This window comes from Rhodococcus sp. H29-C3 (assembly GCF_030063405.1).
Lineage (GTDB): Bacteria > Actinomycetota > Actinomycetes > Mycobacteriales > Mycobacteriaceae > Rhodococcoides.
This window is the reverse complement of sequence record NZ_JASITC010000007.1, coordinates 138406-152707: the sequence shown is the minus strand read 5'-3', so window position 1 is coordinate 152707 and position 14302 is coordinate 138406. Positions and strand designations below refer to the sequence as shown.

Genomic DNA, 14302 nt, shown 5'->3' with positions numbered 1-14302 from the left:
GACGGTTGAATTCACCTGACCGGCGACGCGAAGGAAAAGTCCGCCGCACCGGGGCATCAAGATCGTCGGGCTGACTGTAGCCGCGATATGCTGTCAGCTACATCCGGCGGCGAACCGAGGCTATTGATACATGAGCGCGACTGATACATGAGCGCGACCTTGCGCCGAACCAAGTCCGAATCGAAGTCGTTCTGGACGCGATTCGACACGCGGACAACGATGGTGATCACGAGCGCCTCTGGGGCGCTGCCGCTACTGGCAATTGCGCTGATCTCACCGTCGTTCCTTCGCGACGGCGCGCTACCCCTCCTGACCGCGATCGTCGTCTTCACTGCGATTACCGTGCTGTACGCCGTGCACGTCGGCAGACTGACAGATGGGCAGTTCGCGGCGCTCGGTGCGGGCGGCATGATCGGTGTCGCAATTTCGGCTTACCTCATCGCCGACCCTGCAGGTACGCGGGCAGTGACGTCACTGCTTGCCGTTGTACCTGCAATTGCAGCGTCCGGCTCCTCGCCCCGCATGACAGCTGCTCTCACGGCAGGTTCGGTGGCAATGGCGACGTGGTTGTCGGCCGTCAGTCTCTCGTCCTCAGGCGTTGCGGTCACCATCGTCGCTATCGGTGCGGGAGCAACGTCTGTGCTGGTACCGGTGATCCTGATCGCGACCCTTCGCCGGTCTCTGCTCATCGTCAACAAGCGCCTCAATGTTCTGGCGAATACCGATCCACTCACCGGTTTGCTCAATCGCCGCGGAATGATGACACAGGTAGAAGCGTTGCTCGACCAGACGTGCGACAGTCGCAGTCAGTTGTCCGCACATGTCATCGATATCGACCATTTCAAGGCCGTGAACGACAGTCATGGTCACGCTGCAGGTGATCTCATACTCGTGACGATTGCGGATGCCCTCGTTCATGCAACCGAGGAGACGGGGTCGCGTGGAACGATCGTCTCTCGCATCGGTGGCGAGGAATTTCTCGTATTGACTCCCCTTACCGACAACCGTTCCTTCGAATCGAACATTCTCGAACGTGTCCGCTCCGAATGCGAGGTCACCGTCAGCATCGGATCGGTGACTGCCGACGTCCGTGCCGTCCTCGATCCCAGGCTCACCATCGACGGTGAATTGGACAGCCCCCACGTCGAGCAAGTCATCGATACACTCATGCACGCCGCCGACAACGCCCTCTACGCCGCCAAATCCAGTGGCCGTGACCGTGCGTCACACGCCGGGACAATAATGGTCACGTGGAACTCGACGCGGCAGACCGATGAATCGCTGTCCCCTCGAAGATAGTTCCCCGCAGTCGAAGACTTGATGACCACTATGCGACTGCAGAAGAGTGATAGCCGTTTCCGGTCAGCGCACGCGAATCGCTTTCCATGAGATCCCAGACATCCGCATGTGCATCTCGTGCAATGGTCTCCCGATCCCACCACATCAAACGAGTGCGGTACTGATCGCTTGGGTACGCAGCAGCGGGCACAGTGGTATCGATTCGCCCTCCGGACGTTTCCCACTGACGAAGCACATGGTCGGCAGCACTTGCGAACAAATACCTGCTGCCCGTCAGTTCGATGGTCGGCAGCGCCGTTCTAGCCAACATTCCCGAAATCAGCCGCGCCGGCGCTCCCTCTCTTACCCACGCGCTCTTCATCTCGATGATTCCGTGCGGAAGTCGAGTCAGAAGTTGACTCCTGACCACGTCGAGCCCCGGTGAGTCCGCCCATTCGGTCAACACATGCGACTGCTCGACATAGGTATAAGGACCCTGCGCCCTAACTCCACCGAGCATCTCCCCCTCAGGTCCGAGAACGACGTAGAACAACGCTGTCGTCGCGCCCGATTCCACTTCGTCGATGTCGAGAGCACACGTCACACCATGGCGCGAATACGACGACCAAGCACCGTCGACATACCGCGTCCAGAGTTCCGGCGCTGCAGAAGGCATTGCCGCAACGAGAGTCATCGATCCCTCGCAGTGGCTGATTCTCGGCCCGAATGATGCGTCGACGGGCCGACGCATTCCTGACAGCTTCAACCGAGCGGCACGCGAACCCCTGTTCGCGGTAGGGGTTGCATAGCGGTAATCGACTGTCGCAGGTGCAGACATAATCTCTCCTAAGTAGACATACCGGGATCCGAAGTCCCCGGCTATGGGGCGAAAAGCCGACGCTATCGAGCGCCAACAGTTCAGTTGCCAAGTGGCAACCAGGCAATTCTTCCTGGTCGTGGAACATTTGACTGTTCGAAGGTCGTAAATCTTCTTCCAGCACTGCGAATAATCATATTTCCGGTACCGATGACGCACTTTGTCGAATCTTTCGACTCGGATTTCGCAGTCGTATCGGACCTCAGTGAACACCGAGTACACCTGTATCGGTTATCTTGACGAAAGCGGAGCACCTGCTCGAGCGTCCGAACGAGAAAAGTGAGAGCCACGTGTCAGAACATCGGATACTGAATTCGGCCCTCGAGAGCGATTCGACGACCGTCGAGGAACTAGCGGGTCTACCAGGGATGCGGATTCTCGACGCTTCACAGAATCAGTTCGAATCGTTGACGGGTCTCCTGCCGAGCCCACCGGTGGACGTCCTCGCCGAGCCACAACGGTGGATTCACTATCCGTGGAGACACTCCCTTGTGAAACTTCTCGGGCCGAGAGGCTTTCGGACTCTGCGACTGGACCGGAACAGAAACAAAATCACCCTCTCCGAGCAGGAGCGGATGACCGAACTGCGGGTGGGAGTGGTCGGTCTCAGCGTGGGGCACGCCGTGGCGCACACCATCGCCATCGAAGGGTTGTGCGGTGAGCTCAGACTCGCCGATTTCGACGTCCTGGACCTGTCCAATCTCAACAGAGTCCCGGCATCGGTGTTCGACCTCGACATCAACAAGACCACGGTCGCGGCACGCCGAATCGCTGAATTGGACCCATATCTGAAAGTGGTTACGCACCCCGAAGGTCTAATTGCTTCCAGTATGGACACGTTCATGGACGGACTCGATATCGTCATCGACGAATGCGATTCGCTCGACGCGAAGTTGAATCTCCGCGAGGCCGCCAGAAGTCGAGGCATACCAGTTTTGATGGAGACCAGCGACGGCGGAATACTCGATGTCGAGCGATTCGATCTCGAACCGACCAGACCGTTGCTACACGGCCTCCTCGGAGATCTCGATGCCCGCTCTCTGGCTGACATCACGCCGGAGCAGAAGGCACCGCTGGCTGCCCGGATTCTCGACCCCACAAAACTCACTCCGCGAATGCTCGCTTCGCTACCGGAAATCGGGGTATCGCTGTCTACCTGGCCGCAACTCGGCAGCGATGTCGCACTCGGCGGCGCCTCGGTTGCGGCAGTGGTGCGCGCGTTCGGATTGGGTACGCCACCCCCGTCAGGAAGGGCGCGAATCAATTTGGAGACACATATCTCGGCAATCGTCGACTTTTGACCCATGGGCCGTCGTTAGGTGGTGCGGTCGAGGTGTGTCACGCACCCGTTCGGATCATGCGTTCTTGAATGTCGACAGCCCGTCTCGGTTTCAAGTGGTGATCCGGTCTACCCCACGGTGTCTTCGGCGGCTCGACCGGCTTTCGCGACAGGCGTCCGCTCTCGGCGTGCACGGTGGCTGGTGTCGCAGAATGGATAGATTTTGCTCCGCTTGCACATGCAGAGCGCGACGACACTGCGATCAGATACGACCTGGGATCCGTCGGGCATGGTGATCTCCACCGGACCGTCCACAAGCATGGGCCCGCGCTCCACCACGCGAATACGTGTACATGACATAAGGTCCTTACCCGATCTACTCGACACCACCATGTGAACAACACACCTGGCTGTGGGCCTTGCTTCCGCTGCAAAGTGACGGCGATGCAGTTCGCCGGGGTTTACCCCGCAGTGTGCGCTTCGAATCATGAGTCCTCCTACGACGAATGACAACACCGACGATGCGCAGGGCGGGCACGGGCGGCTACCGCCAATCGACTACGGGAAGCCTTGCATTGCTGGCGCGTAGCCGAGATAGAAACTAGCGTTTGCATGATGAGCGAGTCGAACGGCCTCGGCAATGAGACGTACGCGGCCCATCCCGGGGAACAGCACGGCGAGAGTCTTTCGTCACGGCTCAATTGGCTGCGCGCTGGTGTGCTCGGCGCCAACGACGGAATCGTCTCCACGGCAGGACTCGTCGTCGGTGTTGCAGCACTTTCGTCCGAGCGGGGACCGATACTCGCTGCAGGCGTCGCCGGTCTCGTCGCTGGTGCCGTGTCGATGGCACTCGGCGAGTACGTGTCGGTGAGCACCCAACGGGACAGCGAAAAGTCCCTACTGGCCAAGGAGAAAATGGAGTTGCGTGACGATCCCGACGCGGAACTCGAAGAGCTGACCTCGATCTACGAAAGCAAGGGACTCAGCCGGGCAACTGCGCTCACCGTCGCTCACGAACTCACCGAGCACGACGCTTTCGCAGCGCACGTCGATGCCGAGTTACACCTGGACCCGGACAACCTGACCAGTCCGGTTCAGGCAGCACTGTCGTCTGCTCTGTCTTTTACCTTGGGCGCAGCGTTGCCCCTCATTGCGATACTCGCGCCACCGGCAACGGCTCGAATCCCGGTGACCTTCGTGGCAGTTCTGCTGGCGCTGGCATTGACCGGCCAGGTCAGTGCGCGACTGGGCGGCTCGAGGCCAGGCCCTGCAATGTGGCGCATCGTCATCGGCGGCGCGCTGGCCATGATCGTGACTTACCTGATCGGACAACTGTTGGGTATTGCCGGAGTCTGACGATCAGGGCTGTGCAAGGAGTGCAGTAAATTCTTCGGCGTAAGCGAGCTGTGTTCGCAATTCGGCGCACGTGGTTTCGGCTCGTCGATGGCATTCGTCAACGTATCGCTCGGCCGTTGCCCGTGCCTCGCGGTCGGCGGATCCATCTGCTCGCGCGTCGAGAGCGGTAAGAAGTTCGCGCATCTCCTCGAGCGTGAATCCCAGCGGTTTCATGCGCCGTATGACGAGTAGCCGCTGCACATCCGATTCGGTGTACAAACGGAACCCGCCTTTGCTTCGCGCCGAAGGAGTCACCAGACCTGCGTCGTCGTAGTGTCGAATCGTCTTGATGGACAGCTCGGTTCGCGCTGCGACGTTGCCGATCTGCATCTGTGCCGGTTCGTTTTCGCGTTCAGGCATATCCGTATAGCTCCTTCTTTTCACGCGCGAACCCGTCAGTGCCCTGCGCCGAGATTTCCGCTCAGTAACCCATGTCGCTGCGCGCTGGCCTCGTTCAACCCGACGATGGTCGCGGTCTTTCCCTTGGCTGCGTATTTGGTGGTGATCGCATCAAGGGTCGCGACGGTCGACGCATCCCAGATGTGTGATGCCGACATGTCGATCACGATATGTGCAGGGTCACCGACGTAATCGAACTGATAGATCAAGTCGTTGCTGGAGGCGAAGAACAACTCACCATGCACCGCGTAGACGCGGGTGTCCGGGTCCGGGTGTGCGACATCGACGACCTCGGTCAGATGCGCGACGCGTCGCGCGAACAAGACCATCGCGGTCACGACGCCGACCGCCACTCCGTAGGCGAGATTGTCGGTAGCAACGGTGACCGCGACCGTGGCGACCATGACTAGGGTTTCGCTCGTGGGCATCCGCCGCAGTGTCGCCGGGGCGATGCTGTGCCAATCGAAGGTGCCGACCGAAACCATGATCATCACCGCCACCAACGCGGCCATCGGGATCAGTGAGACTATGTCGCCTAGACCGACGACGAGGATCAGCAGGAACACGCCTGCGAGGAACGTCGAGATCCGAGTTCGTGCGCCGGATGTCTTGACGTTGATCATCGTCTGTCCGATCATCGCGCACCCGCCCATACCGCCGAAGAATCCGGTGACGATATTGGCGACACCCTGACCCCAGGACTCTCGGGTCTTGTTCGAGTGACTGTCGGTGATGTCGTCGACGAACTTCGCAGTCATCAGTGACTCGAGCAGACCTACGATGGCCATCGTGAACGCATACGGGGCGATGATCTTCAGCGTCTCGAACGTGAGCGGAACGTCGGGAAGAACTAGTGACGGCAAACTTGACGGAAGCTCCCCCTCGTCACCGACATTGGGAACATTCAGCGCGAACACGATCGTCGCCGCCGTCAGTAACACGATCGCGACCAGCGGTGCAGGGACGACGGTGCTCACCTTGGGCAAGAACACCATTACCGCGATCCCGATGGCAACCATGGGATACACCAGCCAGGGGACGCCGAGAAGGTGCGGAACCTGGGCGATGAAGATGAGTATCGCCAGCGCATTGACGAATCCCACCATGACGCTGCGTGGGATGAACCGCATCAATTTCGCGACCCCCACCACACTGAGCAGGATCTGCAGCACGCCCGCGAGAATGACTGTCGCGATCAGATACTCGACCCCGTAGTCACGCACCAATGGCGCGATGACCAAGGCAACTGCACCGGTGGCAGCCGAAATCATTGCAGGTCTACCACCTACGATCGAGATCGTCACCGCCATGGTGAACGCGGCGAACAATCCGACCCGTGGGTCCACTCCGGCGATGATGGAAAATGATATCGCCTCCGGAATCAAAGCCAACGCAACCACCAGCCCGGCGAGAACCTCGGTCCGCAACCGTCTCGGCGATCGCAAGGCAGACCACACCGTCCATTGCGGTTCGATCGTCTGCGCTGCGGTGGCCGCGGAAGCCATGTAGATGCTCCATTCTCTGTCGAGGAATGTGGGGTGATCGGAAAGATGCGAGGTGTTGAACGCTTGCCGGAGTGGGGGCAACATCTCAGGACGGGCGCAGATTGTGTGCGTCCCTGGAAAGCTTCGTTCACGAACCTACCCTCCCGTGAGGGTAGAGTTGCACGTCAGGATGCGATTCGGTGACTCATCTCACGCCAATGGACCTTCGAAGAATTCCAGATTTGCAGCAGAACGCGCGGGCACTTGTCCAGAGCATCACGTGCTCCACGTGGCATTCGACTACTGCGCGTCGACCGACATTTCGCCCATCTCGCCCCATCCGGTTGCATCCACGGTCTGGCTGACGATCTTGGGCGTCGACGCCAGTGCTTGCGGGAGTTCTTTCATTGCCTTCTTGAAGTGATCACTGTTGACGTGGTCACCACCGGCATCATCATCGCGGAAGGCCTCGAGCAGGACATAGACGGATGGATCTTCCAGGCTCCGAGACCATTCGAACCACAAGTTGCCTGCCTCGGCGCGGGTATTCGCGGTGAACTCGGCTACGTGTTCTGGCCAACGCTCGGTCCACTCGGGCTTCGTCTCGAACTGTACGACGATGAATATCACTGTTTTCTCCTTGAATTCGGAACTGTCAGGAAGCTGATTGCAGCGGCGCCTGGCTCTCGCTCGACACCCACACTCGGGGCGATGTCAGTAGTCGTCACTGGAGTCGGAGGCCGCAGTCCCCTGTCGGACCCGCTGGATGTGGATGCGTCGAGCGAGCCTGATCATCGGGCGAATCAAGAGCTCGACACTGCCGATCAGGAACAACCACGTGCCAGCGACCGCCGTCGTCTCGCCGAAGAACAAGACACTGCCGACGATGAACCAGACGGCAACCAGAATGTCGTTGACGATACTGACGACTTCCCATCGCTGACGAATCACCAGTTCCTCGTGCCCGATGGTAAAGGTCAGTTCGCTCATTTGAGGCTCCTGCTGTTCGAGTTTGACGCCACAGGTAACTACCCGTAATCCGCGCCTCGAACACACAATGCAACCGGATCCGAAAGCCACAAGCGCAGCCGACTCATGTCAAGGTCAGATAGATCAGGACCACATTCAAAACAACGATGATGCCTGCGATGAGCCACGCCGCACCGGTGGTGATCCGGTGATTTACATCCTGTCCCATCAACACTCGATCGGAGGTGAACCGCACCAATGGGATCAAAGCGAACGGGATACCGAAGGACAACACGACCTGGGAGACGACGAGTGCGCGGCTGGGATCGACCCCAGCCGCAAGAATGAGAAGTGCAGGCACTAGCGTCACCACTCGCCGCAGCACAATCGGAATCCGTTTGCGTAGTAGGCCGTCCATGATCATCGCGCCCGCATACGCCCCTACCGACGTCGACGCGAGCCCCGATGCAAGGAGCCCCACCGCGAACAGCAGCGCGACCGATGGGCCCAATGTGTCCCCCACCGCCGCATGGGCGCCCTCGATCGAATCGACACCATCGCGTCCGCCGAGAGTTGTTGCCGCCAAGAGCAGCATCGACATGTTGACGGCTCCGGCCAACAGCATTGCCAATCCGACGTCTATTCGGGTGATCCGCAACAGCCGCCGACGTACAGGTCCTGCTTCGGGGTGTCCATGGCGATCGCGTGCAAGTCCGGAGTGGAGGTAGACCGCGTGCGGCATGACCGTTGCACCCAGCATCGCTGCTGCGAGCAACACGCTTTCCACACCGTCGAATCGTGGGACAAGTCCCGCAGCGGCCTGCGAAAACGATGGAGGTTCGACGAATATGCTGGCCAGGAAGCCGACCGCGATGACGGCAAGCAAACCGAGGATCACGAACTCGAACGGCCGCTGTCCACGCCGATCCTGCACCAACAGCAACATCATCGACACCAGCCCGGTGATCAGGCCACCGGCAAGAAGGGGCAGGTCGAACAGTAGATACAGCGCAATCGCACCACCGACGACCTCGGCGAGGTCGGTCGCCATGGCGACAACTTCCGCTTGAGACCAATATGCAAGTCGCACAGACCTGCTCGATTTCGAGCGGACGACCTCGGGAAGCGTCATGCCGGTGACGATGCCGAGCTTCGCGGACAAGAACTGCACGAGTCCGGCCATCAAGTTCGCCGCAACGATCACCCACACAAGCAAGTAGCCGAACTGCGCGCCGGCACTGACGTTCGAGGCGACATTCCCTGGATCGACATAGGCTATCGCCGCAACGAAAGCTGGACCGAGCAAGATACTGGCCGACCTGAACCGTGACGGCGGCCGCCTGGAATGGCCCGGTGAGGGCGAACTGCCCATCACACCTGTCCGATCGCCACGTTTTTCATAGTCCCGACAATAGAGTTGGGATCACCGAACTATGCGTTCGACGCGGACCTTCCGATCTATCCGACGTCGACCCACGTGTGAATTCGATCCGGTCCACGCACGGAACTGGGTATAACATCAAGCGATGACATCGATTGATGACAAACCGGAGGAACAACTCGCGCCCCCCCGCGGGTTCGTACCGGTCCTGGCCGCAATTTGTACCGTCGTCGCCATCGTCAGCAGCGTCGGTGCACCTTTGATTCCGACAGTGGCCGACGCATACTCGGTCTCGTTCACGAGCGCGCAGTGGACGCTGACGATAACGATGCTGGTAGGAGCCGTTACCGTTCCGGTCCTCGGCCGCCTCGGAGACGGTCCCCACCGACGACCCGTGATCATCGGAGCGCTGTCCGTGGTCTTCATCGGTTGTGTCCTGGCCGCGATCCCCAGCAACCTCGCACTCCTGCTCATCGGGCGTGGCCTCCAAGGTGTCGGGCTGGGGCTCGCGCCGCTCGCGATGGCGGTAGCGCGCGATCACCTGACACCGGTCGAGGCCAGACGCACCGTTGCGGCACTGTCGGTGACCGCGGTCGCGGGCATCGGTCTCGGCTACCCCCTGACTGGGGTAATTGCCCATCTCTGGGGGTATCACGCCTGCTTCCTTGTCGCCTCTGCGGCATCGCTCGCAGTGTTGGTCGGTGCCATCACATCGGTTCCTTCCAGTCGGCACGTACCGCACAAGCCGCTCGATATTGTCGGTGCGGTACTCCTCGGAATCGGCCTCACTCTGTTACTGATTGCGCTCACTTCCGGCAGCTACTGGGGTTGGACTTCTTTCCAGACGATCGGATGTGCGGCGGTAGGCCTCGCGGTCGTCGTCGGCTGGACTTTCCACGAGCTGCGGACTCGGTTTCCCCTCGTGGAATTGCGGCTGTTGTCCAAACCCGCAGTCCTGACTGCCGATGTCACCGGACTTTTCGCCGGTATCGGGATGTTCGTTCTGTCATCGGCCGTGATCCGCTTCGTACAGACTCCGTCCGACACCGGTTACGGACTCGGTCGGTCGGCGATGGTGGCGGGCCTCGTACTCGTGCCGTTCTCGTTGACGAGCGTGTTCGCGAACAGGCTTCTTCCCCTGGCCGAGCGGTGGATCAGCAAATCGATGATCATGCCGATCGGTGCGATGGCCTTCGCCGGCGCGCTCACGCTGTTCCTGTTCGGTCGAGACGAACTATGGGTCGTATTCGTACTCATGGGGGTAGCCGGCCTCGGGATCGGGTTCACCTTCGCCGCAATGCCGGCATTCATCGTCAGCGCGGTCCCACCGCACGAAACAGGGAGCGCACTAGGAGTCAACCAAGTAGCACGCACGGTCGGTGGTGCGGTGGGTAGCGCGTTGAGCGCCACCGTGCTCGCGATATACACAGCCCCCGGGCAGACATTTCCGGACAGCGCCGGCTATACAGCAACCGCCATCGTCGGTATCTGCCTATGGACGGGCACGGCAATCTTGGCTTTCGCACTATCCTATCGAGGCAGCCGCGCCGAAAAACTGCCTGCCAGATTGGTCGACGAGAGCATCGAGTCGGCCGCCACCGGCAGCTTCGCCTACGACATCGCCAGCCGCAGAGGACAGAGTGAGGATTCACAATGATCCAAACACGCCCGGTAGCCCGCTTTCGCGACTCCGACCGCACCAAGCAGGATCTTCTCGAAGCTGCAACCGAACTGTTCGGCGCGCGTGGATACGAGAGAACGACGATCCGAGAGATCGGCGAGAAGGCAGGCGCTGATCCTGCCTTGATCGCCCGCTATTTCGGAAGCAAGGCGGCCTTGTATATCCAAACCCTGCCAACGGAAAACGAAAATCCGCACCTTTCGGACATACTCGATCCCGCTCGGATCGAGGCAACGATTCGGCGTGTTCACCAGGTCGGTCCGAGCCCCGTACTGCAAGCGGTTGTTCGCGCACACGACGATCCAGCGATTCAGACCGCAGCTACAGCTCGTATCGACGCCAAACTCACTGCGGGAATACAAGATCGGATGAAGGAGGCAGGTCTCGACTCCCCACGATTGAGGGCTCAGATGGCAGTAGCCGTGCTGGCGGGTATCGCGTTGGGACGCGCAGCCGGAACCCTCGACGAGCTAGCGGGCGCAGAAGAGAATCAAGTCGTGCAACTGACGGTCAGGTTGTTGGAGTCTCTTTTGGACGAGAACAGGCTGTCACCCGACCACCCTTCGCCGTCTGGACTCTGACCAACGAAAGCCTTTCGCCCCCATAGCCGCTCAGGGCTTCAGAATCACCTTGACCGCGCCGTCCTGCTTCTTCTGGAATATCTCGTACGCGTGCGGGGCCTGCTCGAGAGGCAGGGTGTGAGTTGCGAACGAATCGACACCCAATGGATCGTCGTCACCGAGCAGGGGCATGATGTCGTCCACCCACCGCTTCACGTTTGCCTGGCCCATGCGCAGCTGAATTTGCTTGTCGAACATGGTGAGCAGTGGAAGCGGATCGGCAACCCCGCCATAGACACCGATCAGTGAGATGGTGCCCCCACGACGGACGATGTCAATGGCGGAGTACACCGCATCGAGTCTGTCGACTCCGGCCTTTTGCATCATCGGCTTACCGAGAAAGTCCGGCAGCAGACCGGTGAGCTGCTGCGCAGCCTTCGCCACAGGTGAACCATGTGCTTCCATCCCGACAGCGTCGATCACCGAGTCGGTGCCGCGCCCGTCCGTGAGATCTCGAATCACGTCGCCGAGTTTCCCCGCATGCTGGGCGAGATCGACGGTCCGAATTCCGCGGGCTTGCGCACGGGCAAGCCGCTCGGGGACTCGATCGACCGCAATGACGTCGAAGCCGAGGTGGGTTGCGATGCGGGCAGCCATGTCTCCGATGGGTCCGAGACCGAGGACCGTCACCGAACCGCCCGGCTGGATGTCGGCGTACACAACAAACTGCCACGCCGTCGGAAGCACGTCCGACAGGTATACGTACCGCGAATCGGGTGCTCCAGATGGAACTTTGATGTGGGTGAACTGCGCCTGTGGAACGCGCAGATACTCGGCCTGTCCTCCTGGAACACTGCCGTACAGCTCGGAGAAACCGAACAGTGCCGCACCCATACCATGCTCACGCACTTGGGTGGTCTCGCATTGTGTGTACAACGAGCGATCGCACATAAAACAGCTTCCGCACGATATTTGGAAAGGAATCACTACTCGGTCGCCGACAGCAAGGTTGGTAACCTCCTTACCGACTTCACGAACGATGCCCATCGGCTCGTGGCCCAGGATGTCCCCTGGTTTCATGAAGGCGCCCAGCACCTCATACAGGTGCAGGTCAGAACCGCAGATATTGGTCGAGGTGACCTCGATGACGGCGTCGGTGGGCTGCTCGATGATGGGGTCGGGAACCGAGTCGACGCGAACATCGCGCTTACCGTGCCAGGTAGCTGCTTTCATGGGACTGCTTCTTCGCTTTTCATTGCAAGAGTTGGCCTTCGAGCGGCCAGACCGACTATCAGTTTCGGCCGGCGGGAGCGACGGTGCTCTGATTCATCACTCGATCCCACCAACTGTCCAATGGGCTCGAATCGAGCCAGATCACGAACTCGGTAGTGTCGTCGATTGACATTCGGACTCCAGACTGTGGCTGCTCGTACACTTCGAGGCGCCAATCTGCTTCAGTGCCACTGTCTCTGATACCCAAGGCCGTGAGTGCGAAACACATGCAGACGTGTTTCCGCAGCACTTGTCACCGTCGCGGCGCCTCTGCGGTCAGCTGTCTTTGTCCTCGTTCTCGGCGACTTCGGGAGCTACTTCCCGAGTAGCCATTCCTCCAGTCTTACCTTCGTCGGTCGGCCCGGGCCGACCGCCTTTAGGCTCGGTGGACTCGGATTCGATGTCTTCGTCGCGTCTCATGTAGCACCGACTACCCCGGGTAGTGGTGAATCAACCGAGTGTGGGATCAAGAGTCGGCTGGGCGACGGCCTTCGATGACAATCAGTTCTTCGCTTCGACATCCCACCTCGATCAAGCCTGCCGCTTCCATCCACGCTGCGCGCTCATGAAGGACGGGCCCGAAATCGATCGTTCGACGGCGTATTACCTCGGCGTCGAGCCCGGTGTCCCTCAGCCGATCGAGAGATTCCTCTACCCCGCAAAGTTCAGACTGCACCATCATCACTGCTCCACCCGGCACCAGGAGATCGAACGCGTGTGTGCACAGAAGATCCAACACCACTCGGCCGCGGTCTCCTGCGTCCCACGCACGGTGCAGACCCATCCCGACCGGCGGACGAGGTGAGGGTACGTACGGCGGATTGGAGACTATGACACCGAACGGCGCGTCTTGCCGCGCGTCGGACAGCGTCCCCAAGCGTGCGTCGACGCCGACGCCGTTCGCGTCGGCATTCGACAGAGCGCAGGCTACGGCCTGGGCAGAGATGTCGTACGCAACTACTTCCCGGGCACCGCGTCGTGCAGCTTCGATCGCGGCGATTCCGCTGCCGGTGCACAGGTCGAGAACCCGAGCACCAGCGAGTCCGGAGTGCGCAGCAATCTCGGCGCACAGAAGATACGAATCTTCCTGAGGCGCATAAACTCCGTCGTCGACACTGATGGATGGAAACGAACGCTCTCGTGCAACGGTCACCGGCACCTCCGTATTGGTACTGGGGAGTGCCCCGCCTTGCACACGGGCAAACCCCATCCTGCAACGTAACGTCGTTTCCGGTCGTCCCCTATCGCCAGACCGGGGCCATTCGGGTAGGCATGTTGGGTATGACTTCAGGGACAGAACGAACCACCGACGCCGACGCCGACGCGGTGTGGGCGGTGCTGGCCGACGGATGGCAATACGCCATGTGGGTCGTGGGTGCATCCCGCATTCGCGCAGTCGACAGCACGTGGCCGTCGCCGGGTTCTTCGATTCATCACTCTGTTGGCCTGTGGCCTGCGGTACTGGACGACACCACGACCGTCCTCGAGTCTTTCCCCGGACGGGAGCTACAGCTCCGGGCACATGCCCTGCCGTTCGGGACCGGTAATATCACTGTTCGATTGCACCCGCAGGCGCGCGGTTGTCGAATCCAGATGATCGAACACGCTGCGAGCAAACCTTTCAGTCTGCTCCTGGACTCGTTGCAGCACGCCGCAGTGCATCCTCGAAACTCGGAGGCCCTGCGCAGGTTGGCGTTGCTGGCCGAGCGAGCAACCCATTGACGGTC

Annotated in this window: 16 protein-coding genes; 6 read left to right on the top strand and 10 right to left on the bottom strand. The window is 60.4% G+C overall.

Annotated features, from left to right (window positions below; translation table 11 throughout):
- Positions 1-147: 147 nt before the first annotated feature.
- Entirely contained in the window at positions 148-1299 is a 1152-nt protein-coding gene (locus QMK32_RS17205) for a GGDEF domain-containing protein (protein ID WP_283476352.1), read from the top strand.
- Between the two features lie 28 nt (positions 1300-1327).
- Here QMK32_RS17205 and QMK32_RS17200 read toward each other — a convergent pair whose 3' ends face one another.
- Positions 1328-2116: a hypothetical protein gene (locus tag QMK32_RS17200; protein WP_283476349.1), complete on the bottom strand. Its 789-nt coding sequence runs from the start codon at positions 2114-2116 to the stop codon at positions 1328-1330.
- Positions 2117-2445: 329 nt separating this feature from the next.
- Here QMK32_RS17200 and QMK32_RS17195 point away from each other — a divergent pair, with 329 nt between their 5' ends.
- Positions 2446-3456: an Rv1355c family protein gene (locus QMK32_RS17195; protein ID WP_442972404.1), complete on the top strand. Its 1011-nt coding sequence runs from the start codon at positions 2446-2448 to the stop codon at positions 3454-3456.
- 107 nt (positions 3457-3563) lie between these two features.
- Here the strand turns inward: QMK32_RS17195 and QMK32_RS17190 are convergent, their stop codons facing one another.
- Positions 3564-3755, bottom strand: a complete 192-nt coding sequence (locus QMK32_RS17190) for a CDGSH iron-sulfur domain-containing protein (RefSeq protein ID WP_502943656.1) — start codon at positions 3753-3755, stop codon at positions 3564-3566.
- 294 nt (positions 3756-4049) lie between these two features.
- On the opposite strand from QMK32_RS17190, the gene QMK32_RS17185 reads away from it, so the two are divergent.
- Positions 4050-4790, top strand: coding sequence for a VIT1/CCC1 transporter family protein (locus QMK32_RS17185; protein WP_269305946.1), 741 nt, complete (start codon positions 4050-4052; stop codon positions 4788-4790).
- A gap of 3 nt (positions 4791-4793) precedes the next feature.
- Here QMK32_RS17185 and QMK32_RS17180 read toward each other — a convergent pair whose 3' ends face one another.
- The 5 genes from QMK32_RS17180 to QMK32_RS17160 form a co-directional block, all read right to left on the bottom strand.
- On the bottom strand, positions 4794-5189 hold the full coding sequence (locus QMK32_RS17180; RefSeq protein ID WP_283476347.1) for a MerR family transcriptional regulator: 396 nt from the start codon (positions 5187-5189) through the stop codon (positions 4794-4796).
- A gap of 35 nt (positions 5190-5224) precedes the next feature.
- Complete coding sequence (locus QMK32_RS17175; RefSeq protein ID WP_283476421.1) at positions 5225-6733, bottom strand: SulP family inorganic anion transporter; 1509 nt, start codon at positions 6731-6733, stop codon at positions 5225-5227.
- A gap of 279 nt (positions 6734-7012) precedes the next feature.
- Positions 7013-7342 (bottom strand): putative quinol monooxygenase, encoded by a 330-nt coding sequence (locus tag QMK32_RS17170; RefSeq protein WP_283476346.1) that lies wholly within the window; start codon positions 7340-7342, stop codon positions 7013-7015.
- Between the two features lie 84 nt (positions 7343-7426).
- Positions 7427-7702, bottom strand: a complete 276-nt coding sequence (locus tag QMK32_RS17165) for a YrhK family protein (protein WP_283476344.1) — start codon at positions 7700-7702, stop codon at positions 7427-7429.
- 103 nt (positions 7703-7805) lie between these two features.
- Positions 7806-9053: an Nramp family divalent metal transporter gene (locus QMK32_RS17160; protein WP_283476341.1), complete on the bottom strand. Its 1248-nt coding sequence runs from the start codon at positions 9051-9053 to the stop codon at positions 7806-7808.
- Between the two features lie 154 nt (positions 9054-9207).
- Here QMK32_RS17160 and QMK32_RS17155 point away from each other — a divergent pair, with 154 nt between their 5' ends.
- Both QMK32_RS17155 and QMK32_RS17150 read left to right on the top strand, forming a co-directional pair.
- The gene (locus QMK32_RS17155; protein ID WP_283476340.1) at positions 9208-10719 is read left to right on the top strand and encodes an MFS transporter; all 1512 of its coding nucleotides are present in this window, start codon (positions 9208-9210) and stop codon (positions 10717-10719) included.
- A complete protein-coding gene (locus tag QMK32_RS17150) occupies positions 10716-11324 on the top strand; it encodes a TetR/AcrR family transcriptional regulator (protein WP_283476339.1) in 609 nt (202 codons plus the stop codon). The genes QMK32_RS17155 and QMK32_RS17150 overlap by 4 nt, the downstream gene beginning before the upstream one ends.
- Before the next feature lie 30 nt (positions 11325-11354).
- Here QMK32_RS17150 and QMK32_RS17145 read toward each other — a convergent pair whose 3' ends face one another.
- From QMK32_RS17145 to QMK32_RS17135, 3 genes are all read right to left on the bottom strand, one after another.
- Positions 11355-12536 carry a zinc-dependent alcohol dehydrogenase gene (locus tag QMK32_RS17145; protein WP_283476338.1) on the bottom strand — a complete coding sequence of 394 codons (1182 nt, stop codon included), beginning with the start codon at positions 12534-12536 and terminating at the stop codon, positions 11355-11357.
- A gap of 315 nt (positions 12537-12851) precedes the next feature.
- A complete protein-coding gene (locus QMK32_RS17140) occupies positions 12852-12995 on the bottom strand; it encodes a hypothetical protein (RefSeq protein WP_269305961.1) in 144 nt (47 codons plus the stop codon).
- Positions 12996-13041: 46 nt separating this feature from the next.
- Positions 13042-13728: a HemK2/MTQ2 family protein methyltransferase gene (locus tag QMK32_RS17135; RefSeq protein ID WP_283476335.1), complete on the bottom strand. Its 687-nt coding sequence runs from the start codon at positions 13726-13728 to the stop codon at positions 13042-13044.
- A 128-nt stretch (positions 13729-13856) separates the two neighbouring features.
- Here QMK32_RS17135 and QMK32_RS17130 point away from each other — a divergent pair, with 128 nt between their 5' ends.
- Positions 13857-14297: an SRPBCC family protein gene (locus QMK32_RS17130; protein WP_283476334.1), complete on the top strand. Its 441-nt coding sequence runs from the start codon at positions 13857-13859 to the stop codon at positions 14295-14297.
- Positions 14298-14302: the final 5 nt, after the last annotated feature.